The organism is Streptomyces sp. UG1 (genome assembly GCF_049974585.1).
Taxonomy (GTDB): Bacteria; Actinomycetota; Actinomycetes; order Streptomycetales; family Streptomycetaceae; genus Streptomyces.
The window spans coordinates 178,468-196,443 of sequence record NZ_JBNGGG010000014.1 but is presented as its reverse complement, the minus strand read 5'-3'; the positions used below and the strand labels follow the sequence as shown (position 1 = coordinate 196,443).

Sequence of the window (17,976 nt, the reverse complement as noted above, 5' to 3'; positions counted from 1 at the left end):
AGCACTTCCTGGCCTTCACCAGCATCGCCTGCACCCTCATCTGCTACCGCCGACTCACCAAATGAGATGACGTCTTAAGGGGCGCGGGGAACTGCGCGACCAGCCACAGACGACCCGCAGCCGCCCCCCGGCATCAGCAGCAGCGGCCCTCCGGCCGGTCCTCCCGGTGCCGCAGGCTCACTACGTCCATCAGCTCACGCACGTACCACCGCACCCACCGCGCCGCCCTCATGACCGCACCCCCGCCAGCTCCTCGCCCTCCCGCTCCGGCACGTCGATGCGGGACTCGACGTACGGCACCTCGGTCGTCGGCAGTGGCTCGGCGGCGCGGACGGCGCGGACGCAGACCACGGCGCAGTTGGCCAGGACTGTGAGGACCAGCAGGAGGAAGATGGCCATGATCACGCCGTCTACCGTGTTGTTGAGCACGATGGTGTGCATATCGTCCATGTTCGCGGCGCCGGGCAGGAGCTGACCGTCGTCGATGGCCTGCGCGTACTTGTCGCGCAGGGCGAAGAAGCCGATCGCCGGGTTGTCCGAGAAGATCTTCTGCCAGCCGGCGGTGAAGGTGACGGCCACGTCCCAGGCGAGCGGGATGCCGGTGACCCAGGCCCAGCGCAGCCTGCCGGACTTGATCAGCACAGTGGTGGTGACGGCCAGGGCGACGGCGGCCAGGAGCTGGTTGGCGATGCCGAACAGCGGGAAGAGCTGCTTGATGCCGCCGAGCGGGTCGGTGACACCGGCGTAGAGGAAGTAGCCCCAGGCGCCGACGACCAGGGCGCTGGTGATCCAGATGCCGGGCTTCCAGGTGACGCGGCCGATCGGCTTCCAGACGTTGCCGAGCATGTCCTGGAGCATGAAGCGGCCGACCCGCGTGCCCGCGTCGACCGTGGTGAGGATGAACAGCGCCTCGAACATGATCGCGAAGTGGTACCAGAAGGCCTTCATCCCGGCGCCGCCGAGCACCCCGGCGAAGATCTCGGACATGCCGACGGCCAAGGTGGGCGCACCGCCGGAGCGGCCGACCAGCGTCTCCTCCTCGACGGCGTGCGCCGCGGCTGTGAGCTGGTCCGGGGTGATGGTGAAGCCGAGGTTCTTCACGGCCTCGGAGGCGGTCTCCACGGTCGGGCCGAGCAGTGCGCCCGGGGAGTTCATCGCGTAGAACAGGCCCGGCTCCAGCACGCAGGCGGCGATCAGGGCCATGACGGCGACGAAGGACTCCGTGAGCATGGAGCCGTAGCCGATCAGCCGGACCTGGGACTCCTTCTGGATCAGCTTCGGGGTCGTACCGGAGGAGACCAGGGCGTGGAAGCCGGACAGGGCGCCGCAGGCGATGGTGATGAAGAGGAAGGGGAAGAGGGATCCGGCGAACACCGGGCCGGCGCCGGTCGAGGCGAACTCCGTCACCGGCTCGGCCTTGAGGTTCGGGGCGGCGATCAGTACGCCGACGGCCATCAGGGCGATGGTGCCGACCTTCATGAAGGTGGAGAGGTAGTCACGCGGGGCCAGCAGCATCCACACCGGGAGCACCGAGGCGATGAAGCCGTAGCCGATCAGGCAGAAGACCAGGGTCTCGGGGCTCCAGACGAAGTACTCGGCGAGTGAGGAGTCCTGGATCCAGCCGCCGCCGAGGATCGCGAGCAGGAGCAGGGCGACGCCGATGAGGCTGGTCTCCACTACCTGTCCCGGCCGCAGACAGCGCAGGTAGAAGCCCATGAAGAGGGCGATGGGGATGGTCATGGAGACCGAGAAGGTGCCCCACGCGGACTCCGCCAGTGCGTTGACGACGACCATCGCGAGGACCGCGAGCAGGATGATCATGATGGCGAAGACGCCGATCAGCGCGGCGGCACCGCCGACCCTGCCGATCTCGTCGCGGGCCATCTGGCCGAGGCTCTTGCCGTCGCGGCGCATGGAGAGGAACAGGACGATCATGTCCTGCACCGCGCCGGCGAAGATCACGCCCACGATGATCCAGACCGTGCCCGGCAGATAGCCCATCTGCGCGGCCAGGACCGGGCCGACCAGGGGGCCGGCGCCGGCGATCGCCGCGAAGTGGTGGCCGAACAGCACCCGCTTGTCGGTGGGGTGATAGTCGACACCGTCCTCGAGGCGCTCGGCGGGGGTGGCGCGGGTGTCGTCGACCCGCAGGACGCGCCGGGCGATGAAGCGGGAGTAGAAGCGGTAGGCGATCGCATACGAGCCGAGGGCGGCCACGACCAGCCAGACGGCCGAGATCTCCTCGCCCCGGGACAGGGCGAGCACGGCCCAGCCGAGGGCGCCGACCAGGGCCACGGCGGTCCATATCGCCACCGACTTCGGCGACATTCGTGATTTCTCGGGCGTGCTACGGCCGTTTTCGGGCATGGCTGATGTAGGCATGGCGGCTCCTGACCTGAACAGGCGTGCGACAGAACGGGACGTGCGGCTCAGCGATGTCGATGTCGACGTCGATCTCGATGCCGGTCCGTCAGCGCGTACGCGGCGAGCAGGCAGAGGCCGCACCCCGGCACCCAGGCGAGCTGGTACCAGTAGAAGAACGGCGTCCCGGCCAGTCGCGGCTCGGCACCGGCGTACCAGGGAACCCACAGCAGACCGGCGGCGGGCGCGAGAAGCAGTACGGCGATCGCGACCCGCCGTAGCCGGTGATGACCGGTCCGTGCCATGACCTGCCCTCCTCTCCCGCTCGCTGTGGGTTCGTGCAAGAGTTGCCCACCCGCAGGATCCGGTTGACAGCGAATTTCCAGGAAATTTCCCGCCGGTTCCGTGTCATCCTCTCCGGCCGCTCGCGCAACTCTCCCGCGAGGGCACAGGCACACCAAGGACGGTGACCCATGGCCGACGGCGCCATGACCGCGACGTTTCTCGCCGTGATCGGCGGGGCGTCGCTGCTCGCCGTCACCGCGCGGCGCCTGCGTCCGAGCGAGCGGCTGCCGTCCCTGGAGGGCTGGGCGCTGGCCGACCGCAGTCTCGGCCCGGTGTGGACCTGGCTGCTGCTCGGCGGCACGATCTTCACCGCGTACACCTTCGCCGCCATACCGGGACTCGCGTACGGCAACGGGGCGCCCGCCTTCTTCGCGGTGCCGTACACGGTGATCGTCTGCCCGATCGCCTTCGTGCTGCTGAGCCGCCTGTGGTCCGTGGCCCGCGCGCACGGCTATGTCACGGCGGCCGACTTCGTGCGCGGCCGGTACGGCTCGCCGCCGCTGGCCCTGGTGGTCGCGCTGACCGGGATCCTCGCGACGATGCCGTATCTCGCGCTGCAACTGCTCGGCATACGGGCGGTGCTCGCGGCCGGGGGCGTGTATCCGCGGGGCGCGGCCGGCGATCTGGTGATGGTGGCGCTGTTCGCGGGGCTCGCCGTCGCCACCTACCGGCACGGGCTGCGCGCCCCCACCGTGATCTCCGCGCTCAAGGCCGTGGCCGTCTTCGTGTCGCTGACCGCGGTGACCTGGCTGGTCCTGAACCGGCTCGGCGGCCCGGGCGCCGTCTTCGACGGTGCGGCCGAGCGGCTCGGCGGCCCGGCGCTGCTCCTCAGCCCCGAGCAGCAGCCCGCCTACGCCACCCTCGCCCTCGGCTCCGCGCTGGCCCTGCTGATGTACCCGCACGTCCTCACCGCCGGGTTCGCCGCCGACGGCCCGCGGACCCTGCGCAAGGTGTCCGTCGCGCTGCCCGCCTGGACCGGGCTGCTCGCCCTCTTCGGCTTCCTCGGCATCGCGGCGCTCGCGACCGGCGTGCGCGCCCCTGAGGGCGGCGCCGAGGCGGCCGTACCGATGCTGGTGGACCGGCTGATGCCGGGGCCGCTGGCCGGGCTGGTGTTCGGGGCGATCACCGTGGCGGCGCTGGTGCCGGCGGCGGTGATGTCGATCGCGGCCGCCACCAGTTTCGTGCGCAATGTGTACGTCGAGTACGTCCATCCGACGGCCACGCCCAAGCGGCAGGTGCGCATCGCCAAGGCGGTGTCGCTGACCGCGAAGGTGGGCGCGGTGGCGTTCGTGTTCGGGCTGCGCGACCAGGACGCCATCAACCTCCAGTTGCTCGGCGGGGTCTGGATCCTGCAGATCTTCCCGGCCGTCGCGGTCGGGCTGTTCACCGGGCGGCTGCATCCGCGGGCGCTGCTCGCGGGGTGGGGCGTGGGCATGGTCGCCGGGACCTTCATGGTCGTACGGGAGGGCTTCTCGTCGATCGTGCCGATCGGCTCCGGCCCGGAGATCTACGCCGGGATCGCCGCCCTGCTCCTCAACCTGACCGTTGCCGTGGCCGGGACCGCGGTGCTCGAACGCCTGGGCGTCCCGCGCGGCGCCGATCTGACCGGCCTGCCGTCGCGCCTGAGCGTCGGGCGGCGCCCCGAGACGGGAGCGAACAACCCGTGAGACAGCACCTGAGACGCGAGAGCGGAGCTGCGGCGGTACCGGCCGTTCCGCTCACCCCCGCGGTGAGCGACCCGGCGGACCTGGAGCGCGAGGCGGGCCTGGCCCGCCTGTTCGAGCTGCACTACTCCTCGATGCTGCGCCTCGCCGTCCTGCTCGGCGCCGACGACCCGGAGAACGTGGTCGCCGAGGCCTACTACCAGATCTACCGGAAGTGGCGGAGGCTGAGGGACACCGAGGCGGCGGAGGCGTATCTGCGCTCCACCGTGTGCAATCTGACACGGATGCGGATACGGCATCTCCAAGTGGCCCGCAAGCACGTGGAGAAGCCCGCGCCGGACGAGCTCGTCGCCTCCGCCGAGAGCACCGCGCTCCTGCGTGACGACCAGCGCGTCCTGATCGACGCGCTCCAGCAACTGCCGGCCCGGCAGCGCGAGGCGCTGGTGCTGCGGCACTGGCTCGGGCTGAAGGAGAGTGAGATCGCCGCGGCGATGGGGATCTCCTGCGGATCCGTCAAGACCCATACGGCACGCGGCCTCGCCGCCCTGACCCAGGCCATGGAGGCCCGGCGATGAACGAGACCACTTCAGGCCGCACCGAGCGGGAGCTGCGCGAGGCGCTCGCCGCGCTCGCCGACGGGGTGCAGGCCCCGCCCGACGCCTATCGCACGGCGCGCGGCGAGTGGCTGCGCCGGGAGCGCCGGCGCCGGCTCGTCCTCGCCGTCCTGGTCGCGGTCGTGTTCGCCCTGGCCACGCTGATCGGGCTGTGGGTCCTCAACCAGGCCCCGGCGGATCCCGGGGTCATCTTCTCCGGCACCGGGTCCGCGGCGAGCGCGTCACTCCCCCGGCCCCAGCCCTGATTGGCCCACCGGCCCCGGGGGAACCCGCCATTGCGTGCAGCAGCGCATCGAGGACTACGCCCTGATCAGTGACGAGCAGACGGCTGCCCTCATCGGCAGGGACGGCTCCGTCGACTGGCTGTGCCTGCCCCGGTTCGACTCGCCGGCCTGCTTCGCCAAGCTGCTCGGCGACGACGACAACGGCCACTGGCGCATCGCCCCCAAGCACGCCGAGGGCCCCTGCACGCGCCGCGCCTACCGCCCGGACACCCTGGTCCTGGACACCGAGTGGGAGACCGACGACGGCGCGATCCGCGTCACCGACCTGATGCCCCAACGCGACCGCGCCCCCGACCTGGTGCGCATCGTCGAGGGACTGCACGGCCGCGTCACCGTGCGCTCCACCCTGCGAATCCGCTTCGACCACGGCTCGATCGTGCCCTGGGTGCGCAATTCGCGCGGCCACCGGGTCGCCGTCGCCGGCCCCGACTCGGTCTGGCTGCGCAGCGAACCCGCGGTGCACACCTGGGGCGAGGACTTCGGTACGCACTCGGAGTTCACCGTCGACAAGGGCGAGAAGGTCGCGTTCGTCCTCACCTGGCACCCCTCGCACGAGCCGCGCCCGCCGCTCGTCGACCCGTACAAGTCGCTGCACAGCAGCATCCGGGACTGGCACACGTGGGTGGGCAACTGCCCCTACGACGGCCCGTACCGCGACGCCGTCGTGCGCTCCCTGATCACCCTCAAGGCCCTCACCTACCGGCCGACCGGCGGCATCGTCGCCGCCCCCACCACCTCGCTCCCCGAGGAGCTGGGCGGCGTCCGCAACTGGGACTACCGCTACTGCTGGCTGCGCGACTCCACCCTCACTCTCAACGTCGGCCTGTCGGCGGGCTACCGCAAGGAGGCCGAGGCCTGGCGCGACTGGCTGGTGCGCGCGGTCGCCGGTGACCCGGCCGATCTGCAGATCATGTACGGCCTGGCGGGCGAGCGCCGGCTGCCCGAGTGGGAGGTGCCCTGGCTGTCCGGCTTCGCCGGCTCCTCCCCCGTGCGCATCGGCAACCAGGCCGTGGACCAGCTCCAGTTGGACGTGTACGGCGAGGTCATGGACACCCTCGCGCTGGCCCGGGACGCGGGACTGCCCGCCAGGCCGCACATGTGGGCGATCCAGGCCGCCCTCGTCGAGTGGCTGCGCTCGGCGTGGCGGCAGCCCGACGAGGGGCTGTGGGAGGTGCGCGGCGGCCGCCGTCACTTCGTGCACTCGAAGGTGATGGTGTGGGTGGCCGCGGACCGTGCCGTGCGCGCACTGGAGAAGAACCCGAAGCTGAAGGGCGACCTCGACGGCTGGCGGGAGATGCGCGACGAGGTGCACCGCGAGGTGTGCGAGAAGGGCTACGACGCCGAGCGCAACACCTTCACGCAGTTCTACGGCTCCCGTGAGCTGGACGCCGCGCTGCTGCTCATCCCACGCGTCGGCTTCCTGCCGCCCGACGACCCGCGCGTCGTCGGCACCATCGACGCGATCCGCGCCGAGCTCAGCCATGACGGCTTCCTGCGCCGCTACAGCACCGAGGGCACCACCGTCGACGGGCTGCCCGGCGACGAGGGCACGTTCCTGGCCTGCTCGTTCTGGCTCGCGGAGGCACTGCACATGACAGGCCGTGCCCAGGAGGCGCGGGAGTTGTTCGACCAGCTGGTGGGGCTCACCAACGACGTGGGGCTGCTGTCGGAGGAGTACGACCCGGTCTCCGGCCGGCTGCTCGGCAACTTCCCGCAGGCCTTCAGCCACATCGGCCTGGTGAACACCGCCCTCGCCCTGTTCGGGGGCGACGGGGCAGGATAGGGGCCATGGATCTTGGGCTGAAGGACCGGGTGTACGTCGTCACGGGTGCCACCCGTGGGCTGGGCAACGCGGCGGCGCGTGAGCTGCTGGCCGACGGGGCGAAGGTGGTGGTGACCGGCAGGGACGAGAAGCGGGCCGCCGCGGCCGCGGCCGAGTTGGGGCCGAACGCGGTCGGGGTCGCCGTCGACAACGCCGACGCCCAGGCGCCGGCACGGCTGATCGCCGCCGCGCGCGAGTCGTTCGGGGGCTTCGACGGCATCCTGGTGAGCGTCGGGGGGCCGCCGGCCGGGTTCGTCGCGGACAACACGGACGAGCAGTGGCAGGCCGCGTTCGAGTCGGTGTTCCTGGGTGCGGTCCGGCTCGCGCGGGCGGCAGCGGCGGAGCTCGACGAGGGCGGGGTCATCGGGTTCGTGCTGTCGGCGTCGGTGCACGAGCCGATTCCGGCGCTGACCATCTCCAACGGGCTGCGGCCGGGGCTCGCCGGGTTCGCGAAGTCCCTCGCGGACGAGCTGGGGCCGCGGGGAATCCGGGTCGTGGGGCTGCTGCCGTCCCGGATCGACACCGACCGCGTGCGCGAGCTGGACGGCCTGTCCGCGGACCCGGAGGCGACCCGGGCGGGGCATGAGGCGCGTATTCCGCTGCGGCGTTACGGGACTCCGGAGGAGTTCGGGCGTGCGGCGGCGTTCCTGCTGTCGCCCGCCGCGTCCTATCTGACGGGGATCATGTTGCCGGTGGACGGCGGAATGCGGCACGGATTCTGAGAGTTGGTCGACCGACCCCTCAACTGACCCTTTCGGCACCGTGCTTGACGCCCCTGAGGCGGACCTCCGCCGGCAGTGACGCCAGGCCCGCCGAGTTGCGGGCGTGGGCCAGGGCCTGAGTGGTGAGGTCGTTCAGCGCCGTCCCGGGGTCCACGTGCGGCTGCAGGAGGAGCCGTACCCGGGTCTCGGGGGTACTGCGCCTGCCCGTCAGGTGGACGTGGGCGCGGTGGACGCCGTCCAGTGTCGCCGCCTCGTCCGCCAGTACGGTCTCCAGGGCCCGGCCGCGCAGCAGTGCGCCCTCGCCGTCTCCCGTGTCCACCAGGACCTCGGCGAGGCGGCGTCGGCGGAGGTTCGCGGTCAGCCACCACAGGGCGAGCAGCAGCAGGACGGCCAGGACCGCGATGACCGTCGGCCACCACCAGCCGTCGTCCTGCCAGCGGGTCCGCTCGGCGTCGCTGAGCAGGACGTCGTGTCGGTCGTCGTGGATCCACCAGGAGGGCGCCGGCGCCCCCAGGCCCACGGCGAGCGCCGAGCCGCCGATGACGAGCAGGACCAGTCCGACGAGCCCGATCAGCACCCGGTTGACCACTCTGAGCACGGCCCTCACCCCTTCCGTCCGGGCCGCCGTACCCGCACCGACAGCGCGGGCGGGCGGGCCAGCCCCAGGCCCCTGATCGCGTCGGCGAGCGCGGCGTCCAGGTCGGCGCGTACGTCGTCCAGTTCGCGGAAGTGGGAGATGGCGCGGACATCGGCCCGGGACCGGCCCACCCGTACCCGTACCGACTGGACGCCGGAGATCTCCATGGCCCGGTCGCGCAGGACCAGGGCGGCCAGGTCGCGGTGGAGTCCGGCGCGTACGTCGGTGTGGGTGCGCCGCATCGGCAGCACCCGGCGCAGGCCGGGCGTGCCGGCCAGGACGAGCAGCCACAGGCCGAGGGCGGCGGCGACGCCCGCGCCGACGAGCACCCAGACGTCGTCGAGGGGGCGCGCGGCGAGTTGCTGGGCCAGTTCCCGGCGCCAGCGCATGGCCGGCCGGTCGGCGCGCACGGCGGCGATGTCGTACAGGAAGAAGCCCGCGACGACCATCAGCAGGAGTGCCGTGATCGAGGCCGGGACCCGGCGTGCCGACCAGAAGCGGCCCTCGCGGCCGCCCTCGCCGTCGAGCGCGGCCGGGGGATCGTAGTCCGCCGCTGACGCCGACTGGTCGAGGGGTTCGGGTCCGGGTTCCTTCTCCAGGACCGGGAGTCGTTGTGTGGTGCCCTCGGAAGTGCCCTCGGAAGACTGGGACTCGCTCATCGGGTCCTCCCCTGTGCCGCGCCCTGTCCGGGCGCCGGGTGCAGCCGTTCCACGTGCACGGCGACCTCCGGCACCTCCATGCCCACCAACGCGCCTACCCGCTCCACGACATGCCGACGCACGGCCGCGCACCGGGATCCGATGTCGCACGGGTAGTCGAGCTCGACATGGACGCGGACCCGGGCGGCGTCGACGGTGGTGCCCTCGGCGGACTGGGGGCGCACGACGACATGGGCGTAGGGCCGTGCGGCGTCCTTGGGCAGCCGCCCCAACGCCTCGCGGGCCGCCTGTGAGGCGATCTTCGTGACGACCCGGTCGGCGATCCGGGTCGCCCCGCGCTCACCGGGCGGGACGACGACGGCCGGTGGTCCGCCGAGTTCCGCGGCCTGAGCGCTCACGGACGTCACCGCCGGTCGCGTCGGCCGTCACGCTGACGGAAGAAGTCGCCGAGCTCGTAGTCCCCCTCCAGGAACCTGCCGACGACGAACCCGACGGCGCCCAGCGCCGCCACCAGCAGGAAGGCGCCGAACCCGCCGAAGTAGCCGGCGAAGCCCAGCGCCATGCCGGCGATCATGCCGACCACGGCCATGCTCATGGTGCCCTCCGTTCCGTTGCCGGTGCCGCCGGTGCCTCACCGCGTCGGCGTCACTGGATCCGGGGCTGTTCCGGCTCCTCTTCTTCTTCCTCGGGAAGCTTCACATCACTCACCGCGATGTTGACTTCGACGACTTCCAGGCCGGTCATCCGCTCGACGGCGGCGATCACGTTCTCCCGCACGGCCCGGGCCACGTCGGCGATGGACACGCCGTAGTCGACGACGATCTCCAGGTCGAGCGCGGTCTGCACCTCACCGACCTCGGCCTTCACGCCGCGCGTCACGGATTTCGTCGCGCCGGGCACCCGTTCCCGTACGGCACCGAAGGTGCGGCTGATCCCGCTGCCCATCGCGTGCACGCCGACCACGTCGCGCGCCGCCATTCCGGCGATCTTCTCGACGACGCCGTCGGCGATGGTGGTCCGGCCGCGACTCGCCGGGTCCCCGCCGCCCCGCTTGGTGGCCTTGCGCGGCGTCGGCGCCACGGGGGGTGCCGTCTCCTCAGGGCTCTGCGTCCGGTTCTGCTCGATGTCGGTCATCGCCGTACGTCCCTTTCGGTCTGTCGTTCCTTCGACCACCGTAAGTGCGGTTGGCCCACCGCGCCCCGGGGATGCGGCAGGCTGGAGGAATGACGACGGCTGACTGGACGCGGGTGGTTCGGGACCAGGTGGGCCTGGGCCGGCTGCTGCCGCTGGGCGGTGCGCGAGACGGCGCGTGGATCTCCGAGAGGGCGGCCCAGGCAGTGCTGCGGCGCGCGGCCCAGGACATGCGCGGGGTGCGGCTGGGGGCGCTGCGGATCGCGCTCACCGACCCGGAGGAGGCGCACGAGGCGGCCGTACCGCCCCCGCCGAGCGCCCTGCAACCGGGCCCGCTGCGGGTCTCGGCCGACTTCGCGGCGTGGGCGACCGAGCCGTTGCCGACGACGGCCGACCGGCTGCGCGCGCTGCTGGCCGGCACGGCGGCGGACCGCCTCGGCCTGACGGTGACCGAGGTGGACCTACGGGTGACGGCCCTGCTCGACGAGGGCGAGGCCGACGACGAGGCCGCCGAGCCCGCTCCGGTACGGCAGCCGGAGCCGGCCCGGGCCGCTGAGCCCGGCGACCCGGACGAGGAGCGCGTCGCGGCCGCCGCTGTGGCGGTGCCGGGGGTCACCCGGCTGACGGGCGTCCTGGGCGGGCTGGGGCATGCGGTGCACTTCGAGCAGCGGCAGACCGCGACCGCCCTGGCGCACCGGCACGTGCGCGTGGAGATCGCGGTGAGCGCGGACCATCGGGCCCTGGATGTGGCCCGGGAGGTCCGCCGGAAGGTGCGCGAGGCAGTGGCGGATCGTCCGACGGTGGCGGTGCTGGTGACGGCCGTCGGCTGATCGACGCATGGTCCACTTCGGCCTATCCGGCCTATTCGCCGAGGCCGGCCAGGTCCCGCAGCCGTCGCGCCTGCGCGGCCCGCTCGGCGCCGCGCTGCTCGTCGTAGGTGCGGTCCACGGCACCACGGATCAGTGCCTTGGTCTCGATGACCGCATCGCGCGGCGCGGCCACGATCGCCCCCGCCAGGTCCCGTACGGCGTCGTCGAGCTGGTCGCCGGGCACCGCGAGGTTGGCGAGGCCGCTGCTCACGGCCTCCTCGGCGGACACGAAGCGGCCCGTCACGCAGATCTCCAGCGCACGGCCGTATCCGACCAGGCCGACGAGCGGATGCGTGCCCGTCAGGTCCGGCACCAGCCCGAGGCTGGTCTCGCGCATGGCGAACTGCACGTCGTCGGCGACGACGCGCACGTCACAGGCGAGCGCGAGCTGGAAGCCCGCCCCGATGGCATGCCCCTGCACGGCGGCGATCGACACGATGTCGTTGCGCCGCCACCAGGTGAAGCCCTCCTGGAACTCGGCGATGGCAGCGTCGAGTTCGCCGTCGCTGCTGCGCGCGAGGTCGATGAACGAGGGCTCGCCCTCGATCCCCTCGGGCGTGAACATCTGCCGGTCGAGTCCGGCGGAGAAGGACTTGCCCTCACCGCGCAGCACAACGACCCGCACATGGCCCGGCAGGACCCGCCCGGCCTCGGCGAGCGTCCGCCACAGGGCGGGGCTCTGCGCATTACGCTTGGCCGGGTTGGCCAGGGTCACCGTGGCGATCGCGCCGTCGACGGTGAGCCGTACGCCGTTCTTGTCGAGCAGGGGAGCAAGGTCCTTCTCGGGCGAAGCCATGGGGCGCCTCCGATGAGTGCGGTCATCTCGGGATGCCCGGAGGGCACCCCCTAAGTGACTGCACAGTAACCACCCGGCCAGTCAGCCGACCGACCGGGTGGCCACCATCGAAGCGATGGGCCGCCCGGGCTCAGGACGATGCGGCCTTCTTGCCCCGCGTCGCCCCGCCACGCCCACGGAGCGTGACGCCCGATTCGCTGAGCATCCGGTGTACGAAGCCATACGAGCGGCCGGTTTCCTCGGCCAGCGCCCGAATGCTCGCACCGGAGTCGTACTTCTTCTTCAGGTCTGCCGCGAGCTTGTCGCGCGCGGCGCCGGTTACCCGGCTGCCCTTCTTCAGAGTCTCGGCCACCCGTGCCTCCTCATGGGAAGTGCGCTCTGGTCTCCTCATGATCACCCCTCCGGGCCTTCATGGCCACCCATTCGGCAAGGTCCGTGAGACAAGGTTTTGACGACAGGAGCACATCCCCACATGCGGAATCTGGAATTCCGATGAGTCGTGTCCGTACACCCGAACGGGTTCTTTTGCGAAGCCCCAGGTCAGAGCAGCACGACGGCCGAGCCCTTGTCGATAGAGGACTCGGCCGCGAATTCGATGTAGCACACACCTCGGTATGAGGAGATCTCACACAGATGATGGATCACGGATGGGCCGAATGATCCCTACGCTGTTGATCACGCATTCGATCAAGCGAGGGCGACGAGATCCGCGTAATCGGCGCCCCACAGATCCTCGACACCGTCGGGCAGCAGAATGATCCGCTCCGGCTGGAGCGCCTCGACGGCACCCTCGTCGTGGGTGACGAGGACGACGGCGCCCTTGTAGGTGCGCAGCGCGCCGAGGATCTCCTCGCGGCTGGCCGGGTCGAGGTTGTTGGTGGGCTCGTCGAGCAGCAGGACGTTCGCCGACGACACGACCAGGGTGGCGAGTGCGAGACGGGTCTTCTCACCGCCGGAGAGGACACCGGCCGGCTTGTCGACGTCGTCGCCGGAGAACAGGAACGAGCCGAGCACCTTGCGGACCTCGACGAGGTCCATGTCCGGGGCTGCGGAGCGCATGTTCTCCAGGACGGTGCGGTCGGCGTCCAGGGTCTCGTGCTCCTGGGCGTAGTAGCCGATCTTGAGCCCGTGGCCGGGGATGACCGCGCCGGTGTCGGGCTGCTCGACGCCCGCGAGAAGCCTGAGCAGGGTCGTCTTACCGGCACCGTTCAGCCCGAGGATGACCACCCTCGACCCCTTGTCGATGGCCGTGTCGACGTCGGTGAAGATCTCCAGGGAGCCGTACGACTTCGACAGCCCCTCGGCGGTCAGCGGGGTCTTGCCACAGGGCGCGGGCTCGGGGAACCGCAGCTTGGCGACCTTGTCGGACTGCCGGACCTCCTCAAGCCCCGACAGCAGCCGCTCGGCCCGCCGGGCCATGTTCTGCGCGGCGACCGTCTTGGTGGCCTTGGCGCGCATCTTGTCGGCCTGGGCGTTGAGCGCGGCGGCCTTCTTCTCGGCGTTCTGCCGCTCGCGCTTGCGGCGCTTCTCGTCGGCCTCGCGCTGCTGCTGGTAGAGCTTCCAGCCCATGTTGTAGATGTCGATCTGGGCGCGGTTGGCGTCCAGGTAGAACACCTTGTTGACGACCGTCTCGACCAGGCCGGCGTCGTGGGAGATCACGATGAAGCCGCCGCGGTAGGTCTTCAGGTAGTCCCGCAGCCAGACGATCGAGTCGGCGTCGAGGTGGTTGGTCGGCTCGTCGAGCAGCAGCGTGTCGGCATCCGAGAACAGGATGCGGGCGAGCTCGATACGGCGGCGCTGACCGCCGGAGAGGGTGTGCAGCGGCTGGCCGAGCACCCGGTCGGGCAGGTTGAGCGCGGCGGCGATGGTGGCGGCCTCGGCCTCGGCGGCGTACCCGCCCTTGGTGAGGAACTCCGTCTCCTGGCGCTCGTACTGCCTCAGTGCCTTCTCGCGGGTGGCGCCCTTGCCGCCTGCGATGCGCTGTTCGTTCTCGCGCATCTTGCGGATCAGTACGTCGAGGCCGCGCGCGGACAGGACGCGGTCGCGGGCGAGGACGTCGAGGTCGCCGGTGCGGGGGTCCTGCGGGAGGTAGCCGACCTCGCCGGAGCGGGTGATGGTGCCGCCGGCGGGGATGCCCTCGCCGGCGAGGCACTTGGTGAGGGTGGTCTTGCCGGCGCCGTTGCGGCCGACGAGGCCGATGCGGTCGCCCTTGGCGACACGGAAGGTCGCGGATTCGATGAGGACGCGGGCACCGGCGCGCAGCTCGATACCGGAGGCGGAGATCACGGACAGACTCCAGGGCGGGATGGGTGGCGGGATGGGCGGCTGAGGACGTACCCGCCGTCTAATGCGCGAGGAGAATGGCCATGGGGCCAGTCTAACGGGGCGGTGCAACCACTTTTTCTGGGATCGGGTGTTCGGGCCGGGTCCTGCCGCCCTCCCGGCGGACTTCGCTGCCGAGCGGTCGGCGGAGCAGGGTGATCCGCCCCAGCCCGTCGACGGCGATGAGCTGGGCGGTCCACGCCGCGTGGGGCAGGGCCGGGCGACGATGAGCGCCTGGGCGTGGCGTCTTGGCGTGATATACGGCACGCGGGACCGCGGGGCATTGCCCCGGGTGCCGGCCCGGCAGGACCTGCGGCACGGACGGGCGAGGTTCTGTGCTGTCCTGTCCCCCGTTCGGCCCCCTGCCCACCGCACGCCCGGCCGTTGTCAGTGGTCGCTGCAAGACTGGACATCGGCCGTTCGGCCCCCTGCCCACCGCACGCCCGGCCGTTGTCAGTGGTCGCTGCAAGACTGGACATCGGCTGGGATTCCCGGCCGACAGCGGCAATTGATCACATGGCTCACCGAGGGGTGATCGGCATGGCAGGCACGAGCAGTGGGCGCCCGAGCATCTACCCGACGCTGCTGTACGCGGACGCGAAGGCGGCGGTCGAACAGCTCACGGAGGCCTTCGGGTTCACGGAGCTGGCGGTGTACGAGGGCGAGGACGGCAAAGTGGCGCACGCCGAGCTGGCGCAGGGCAACGGCGCGGTGATGCTCGGCTCGAAGGGCACCGGCAGCGCATTCGACAAGGTGATGAAGGACGCGGGCACGACCGGGGTGTACGTCGTCGTGGAGGACGTCGACGCACACCACCGGCGGGCCGTGGAGCACGGCGCGGAGATCCTGATGCCCCCGACGGACCAGGACTACGGCTCCCGGGACTACATGGCCCGGGACATAGAGGGCAACGTCTGGAGCTTCGGCACCTACGCCCCCGAGATCAAGGGCTGAGCGCCGCTCGGGCTCAGCTCCCCCCGGTGTGCACCTGGAAGGCGGCGCGGCGCACGGCCTTCGCGAGGGCGGGGTCGGGGTGCGCGGCGGCCAGCGCGACGAGGACCTGCACGGTGCGGGGATGGCCGACGGCGCGCACCTCGTCGAGGAGCGCGGGGACGGTCGGCTGCAGCGCGGACTCCAGGTGCCGTACGAGCATCGGGGCCTCGCCGTGGTCGGCGACCGCGGCGGCGGTGTCGACCCACAGCCAGGTGGCCTCTTCCCGGGTGAGCACCTCGTGGGCGTCCTCGGGGTCGACGCCGTCGTGCTCGGCCAGCCACAGCAGGGCGTAGGGCCGCAGGGTCGGCTCGTCGACGACGGCGCGCACGTCCGGCTCGGCGGGGGCGCCGACGACCCGCAGCGCCTCGAAGGCGAGTCCGCGCAGCAGGGCGTCCTCCCCGCGGGCGGCGCCGAGGAGCTCGGTGACGGCGCTGCCGACGGGGCGGGCGGCGAGCCAGGCGCGGTACTCGGCGCGGGCGGCGTTGGGGCGGAGCTGGGCGCAGCCGCGGAGCATGTCCTCGGCCGCCTGCTCGATGTTCCCGGCGGGGCTCTGGGCGGCGACGCAGATCTGCTCCAGCTTGACCCAGACCGCCCAACTGCCGAGCGGGGTCAGCGTGGCCTGTCCGTCGCCGCAGGTGAGGGCGCCGACGGAGGCGAGGGCGCGCAGGGCCCAGTCGAGGAGCGGGGCGAGGGAGGCGTCCTCGGTGGCGGCCGGGACGGCGACCGGCTCGGGCCGGGGCCCGTAGGGGATCTCGCACCTCTCGGTGCGCAGTTCGGTGACGCGCTGCTCCAGCAGGTCGAGTAGCTGCTCGACGGGGACGGGTCCGGCGGAGAGCTGGAGGAAGGAGAGCACTTGGGGCAGGGCCGAGACGACGTCCGCCACGGCACCGTGCTCATGCTGCTCGGGTTCCGGGTGGACGAGGGACCAGGCGTCGAAGAGGGCGACCCAGCCGCGCAGCACGGCGCTGTCGTCGCGGTCCCAGGCGCGCAGCCGCCAGCCGGGCCGGGCGGTGTCGCCGTGCACCTCGACGAGACCGGCGAGCCGGGCGGTGTCCCAGTCGGCGCGCACCTGAGCCACGGTCAGGCCCAGGTCGTTCGCCGCCCGTTCGGCGGTCGCGTCGGAGAGGGTGCCTTTGCCGTCGGGGTTCGAGCCGTCGCGGCCGGGGCGCAGCGCGGCGTCGGCCCAGTGGGCGACACGGGCCGCGGCGGCCAGACCGGAGCGAGCCATTCTGGCCAGCTCCGCCTGGGCGGGTGTGCCTTCCGGGGGGCGGGGCGCGGCGGGGCGCGGGCGCCGCTGATTCACAGCTCTGGGGGCGGCGGCCAGGGGTCGCGGGCGGACGAGTCGAAGCCTGGAGTCGCGCGGGATACGGGACGTCACGGGTGCAGTCTTCCGGTTGACGGTCCGAAAACCCAAACGGAATGTCACGAGGGGCGACGGGGATGGCCAACGCACGGGGTTCTGCGAGCGGCTGGGGGCCGATAACAGGCCAGTGGTACGGCCTTAAACGGAATCTGTGGGACCGGTCCGTGCGGGGGTGCCGCCGGGGTCACATGAGCGGAGTCATGAAGCGCCGCAGGGATTCTTCATAGGAGGCGGGGTCGGCGTTCCACATGGCCGCGTGAGGGGCGTTCTCGACCGTCTGGAGGGTCACCAGGTGGGGGTGGGCGTCGGCCAGGCGGCGCGACAGGTGCCATGGGGCGACCCTGTCCTCGGGCCCGTGGAAGATCAGGGTCGGCACCGCGAGCTGGTCCACGGCGTCGCCGTCGGCGGCACGATCTGCGCTCAGCCCGGTGCGGCCCTGTGCCGCGCGGACCGCGAGCGGCAGCAGCGCGCTCGGCGTGTGCCGGGCCGAGGCGAGGGCGCGCAGGGTGGTCTCCCAACTGAGGACCGGGGAGTCGAGGACGAGTCCGGAGACGCGGTCCCGCAGCCCCGAGCGCGCGGCGGCACGCAGCGCCATCGTCGCGCCGGTGGACCAGCCGAGCAGAACGAGCTGCCCGGCGCCGTGGCGCACGGCGTAGCGCATCGCCGCGTCCAGGTCCCGCCACTCGGTCTCGCCGAGATGGTTCAGCCCGTCCGGCGGGCGGGGCGCGCCGAGGTCGCCGCGATAGGCCAGGGCGAGGACCGGGAAGTGCCGGCCGCTGAGGAACTCCATGACGTTCATGGCCTGTTCGCGGGTGGTGCCGAGCCCGTGCACCGCGATGACCCAGGTGTCCCGCGCACCGGGTACGAACCACGCGGGCAGGGAGCCGAGTTCGCCCGGGACGTCGACGTCGGCGTGGTCGAGGCCGAGGGCTGCGCTCGGGTCGCCGACGTGGACGTTCGGGGTGAGCCAGACGCTGTCGCCGGGCTGCAGGGTGCCGTGGGTGACGCGTTCGAGCCGCCGTACGACGGTGTCGGCGGAGTGCTTCGCCGCGGCGAGCACGGGGCCGACGACGGCGTGCGAGCCGTCGCCGGACAGCCCGTACGTGCCGGGGCGCAGCGAGGCGAGGTCGCGGGTGAGCGCGACCTGCCCGGCGGCCGTGGCGTGCACGGTCAGCCGGGGTTCGGTGGGCAGGGGCCTGCCCGGGGGCGCCGTCAGCGCGGCCCCACTGGCGAACCGCCCGGCGGCGACGCTGGCAGCGCCGGCGGCCAGAGCCACGGTGACGGCAGCGGCCGTCGCTTTGACAGTGCGCACGAACCCAGTGTCCGGGCGGAGGCGGGGAGGGGCCAGTGGGAGCCCGACTTGGAGTGAGGCACGCAGCCCACCCCCACCGCCG

The 17,976-nt window shown here is 72.1% G+C and carries 19 protein-coding genes; 7 read left to right on the top strand and 12 right to left on the bottom strand.

Annotated features, from left to right (window positions below):
- Window positions 1-228: 228 nt before the first annotated feature.
- Window positions 229-2,382 carry a carbon starvation CstA family protein gene (locus ACP4J3_RS18170; protein WP_426535557.1) on the bottom strand — a complete coding sequence of 718 codons (2,154 nt, stop codon included), beginning with the start codon at window positions 2,380-2,382 and terminating at the stop codon, window positions 229-231.
- 47 nt (window positions 2,383-2,429) lie between these two features.
- Window positions 2,430-2,666 (bottom strand): DUF3311 domain-containing protein, encoded by a 237-nt coding sequence (locus ACP4J3_RS18165; RefSeq protein WP_426535555.1) that lies wholly within the window; start codon window positions 2,664-2,666, stop codon window positions 2,430-2,432.
- Window positions 2,667-2,834: 168 nt separating this feature from the next.
- Between ACP4J3_RS18165 and ACP4J3_RS18160 the strand changes: the two genes are divergently transcribed.
- Genes ACP4J3_RS18160 through ACP4J3_RS18140 form a run of 5 tightly spaced genes read left to right on the top strand, consistent with a single transcriptional unit; the run spans window position 2,835 to window position 7,812 of the window.
- Window positions 2,835-4,373, top strand: a complete 1,539-nt coding sequence (locus tag ACP4J3_RS18160; RefSeq protein WP_426535553.1) for a sodium:solute symporter family protein — start codon at window positions 2,835-2,837, stop codon at window positions 4,371-4,373.
- Window positions 4,370-4,945, top strand: a complete 576-nt coding sequence (locus ACP4J3_RS18155) for a sigma-70 family RNA polymerase sigma factor (RefSeq protein WP_426535551.1) — start codon at window positions 4,370-4,372, stop codon at window positions 4,943-4,945. The genes ACP4J3_RS18160 and ACP4J3_RS18155 overlap by 4 nt, the downstream gene beginning before the upstream one ends.
- Window positions 4,942-5,229, top strand: a complete 288-nt coding sequence (locus ACP4J3_RS18150) for a hypothetical protein (RefSeq protein ID WP_426535549.1) — start codon at window positions 4,942-4,944, stop codon at window positions 5,227-5,229. Before ACP4J3_RS18155 ends, ACP4J3_RS18150 begins: the two co-directional genes overlap by 4 nt.
- A gap of 34 nt (window positions 5,230-5,263) precedes the next feature.
- The gene (locus tag ACP4J3_RS18145) at window positions 5,264-7,051 is read left to right on the top strand and encodes a glycoside hydrolase family 15 protein (RefSeq protein WP_426535547.1); all 1,788 of its coding nucleotides are present in this window, start codon (window positions 5,264-5,266) and stop codon (window positions 7,049-7,051) included.
- 5 nt (window positions 7,052-7,056) lie between these two features.
- On the top strand, window positions 7,057-7,812 hold the full coding sequence (locus ACP4J3_RS18140; protein ID WP_426535545.1) for an SDR family oxidoreductase: 756 nt from the start codon (window positions 7,057-7,059) through the stop codon (window positions 7,810-7,812).
- A gap of 19 nt (window positions 7,813-7,831) precedes the next feature.
- Here the strand turns inward: ACP4J3_RS18140 and amaP are convergent, their stop codons facing one another.
- Genes amaP through ACP4J3_RS18115 form a run of 5 tightly spaced genes read right to left on the bottom strand, consistent with a single transcriptional unit; the run spans window position 7,832 to window position 10,242 of the window.
- On the bottom strand, window positions 7,832-8,419 hold the full coding sequence (gene amaP, locus ACP4J3_RS18135; RefSeq protein WP_426535543.1) for an alkaline shock response membrane anchor protein AmaP: 588 nt from the start codon (window positions 8,417-8,419) through the stop codon (window positions 7,832-7,834).
- On the bottom strand, window positions 8,416-9,108 hold the full coding sequence (locus tag ACP4J3_RS18130) for a DUF6286 domain-containing protein (protein WP_426535541.1): 693 nt from the start codon (window positions 9,106-9,108) through the stop codon (window positions 8,416-8,418). The genes amaP and ACP4J3_RS18130 overlap by 4 nt, the downstream gene beginning before the upstream one ends.
- Window positions 9,105-9,515 carry an Asp23/Gls24 family envelope stress response protein gene (locus ACP4J3_RS18125; protein ID WP_426535539.1) on the bottom strand — a complete coding sequence of 137 codons (411 nt, stop codon included), beginning with the start codon at window positions 9,513-9,515 and terminating at the stop codon, window positions 9,105-9,107. The genes ACP4J3_RS18130 and ACP4J3_RS18125 overlap by 4 nt, the downstream gene beginning before the upstream one ends.
- Window positions 9,512-9,703: a hypothetical protein gene (locus ACP4J3_RS18120; RefSeq protein WP_426535537.1), complete on the bottom strand. Its 192-nt coding sequence runs from the start codon at window positions 9,701-9,703 to the stop codon at window positions 9,512-9,514. The genes ACP4J3_RS18125 and ACP4J3_RS18120 overlap by 4 nt, the downstream gene beginning before the upstream one ends.
- A 50-nt stretch (window positions 9,704-9,753) precedes the next feature.
- A complete protein-coding gene (locus tag ACP4J3_RS18115; protein WP_426535535.1) occupies window positions 9,754-10,242 on the bottom strand; it encodes an Asp23/Gls24 family envelope stress response protein in 489 nt (162 codons plus the stop codon).
- Between the two features lie 89 nt (window positions 10,243-10,331).
- Here ACP4J3_RS18115 and ACP4J3_RS18110 point away from each other — a divergent pair, with 89 nt between their 5' ends.
- Window positions 10,332-11,069 carry a nucleopolyhedrovirus P10 family protein gene (locus ACP4J3_RS18110; RefSeq protein ID WP_426535533.1) on the top strand — a complete coding sequence of 246 codons (738 nt, stop codon included), beginning with the start codon at window positions 10,332-10,334 and terminating at the stop codon, window positions 11,067-11,069.
- A gap of 31 nt (window positions 11,070-11,100) precedes the next feature.
- Here ACP4J3_RS18110 and ACP4J3_RS18105 read toward each other — a convergent pair whose 3' ends face one another.
- From ACP4J3_RS18105 to ACP4J3_RS18095, 3 genes are all read right to left on the bottom strand, one after another.
- Complete coding sequence (locus ACP4J3_RS18105; RefSeq protein WP_426535531.1) at window positions 11,101-11,904, bottom strand: enoyl-CoA hydratase/isomerase family protein; 804 nt, start codon at window positions 11,902-11,904, stop codon at window positions 11,101-11,103.
- 130 nt (window positions 11,905-12,034) lie between these two features.
- The gene (locus tag ACP4J3_RS18100) at window positions 12,035-12,256 is read right to left on the bottom strand and encodes a helix-turn-helix domain-containing protein (RefSeq protein WP_004002281.1); all 222 of its coding nucleotides are present in this window, start codon (window positions 12,254-12,256) and stop codon (window positions 12,035-12,037) included.
- 335 nt (window positions 12,257-12,591) lie between these two features.
- Entirely contained in the window at window positions 12,592-14,190 is a 1,599-nt protein-coding gene (locus ACP4J3_RS18095) for an ABC-F family ATP-binding cassette domain-containing protein (RefSeq protein ID WP_426535528.1), read from the bottom strand.
- A 576-nt stretch (window positions 14,191-14,766) separates the two neighbouring features.
- Between ACP4J3_RS18095 and ACP4J3_RS18090 the strand changes: the two genes are divergently transcribed.
- Window positions 14,767-15,180 (top strand): VOC family protein, encoded by a 414-nt coding sequence (locus tag ACP4J3_RS18090; protein WP_426535526.1) that lies wholly within the window; start codon window positions 14,767-14,769, stop codon window positions 15,178-15,180.
- 13 nt (window positions 15,181-15,193) lie between these two features.
- Here ACP4J3_RS18090 and ACP4J3_RS18085 read toward each other — a convergent pair whose 3' ends face one another.
- Together ACP4J3_RS18085 and ACP4J3_RS18080 are read right to left on the bottom strand one after the other, a co-directional pair.
- On the bottom strand, window positions 15,194-16,597 hold the full coding sequence (locus ACP4J3_RS18085; RefSeq protein ID WP_426535524.1) for a hypothetical protein: 1,404 nt from the start codon (window positions 16,595-16,597) through the stop codon (window positions 15,194-15,196).
- Window positions 16,598-16,766: 169 nt separating this feature from the next.
- Entirely contained in the window at window positions 16,767-17,894 is a 1,128-nt protein-coding gene (locus ACP4J3_RS18080) for an alpha/beta hydrolase (RefSeq protein ID WP_426535522.1), read from the bottom strand.
- Window positions 17,895-17,976 lie beyond the last annotated feature (82 nt).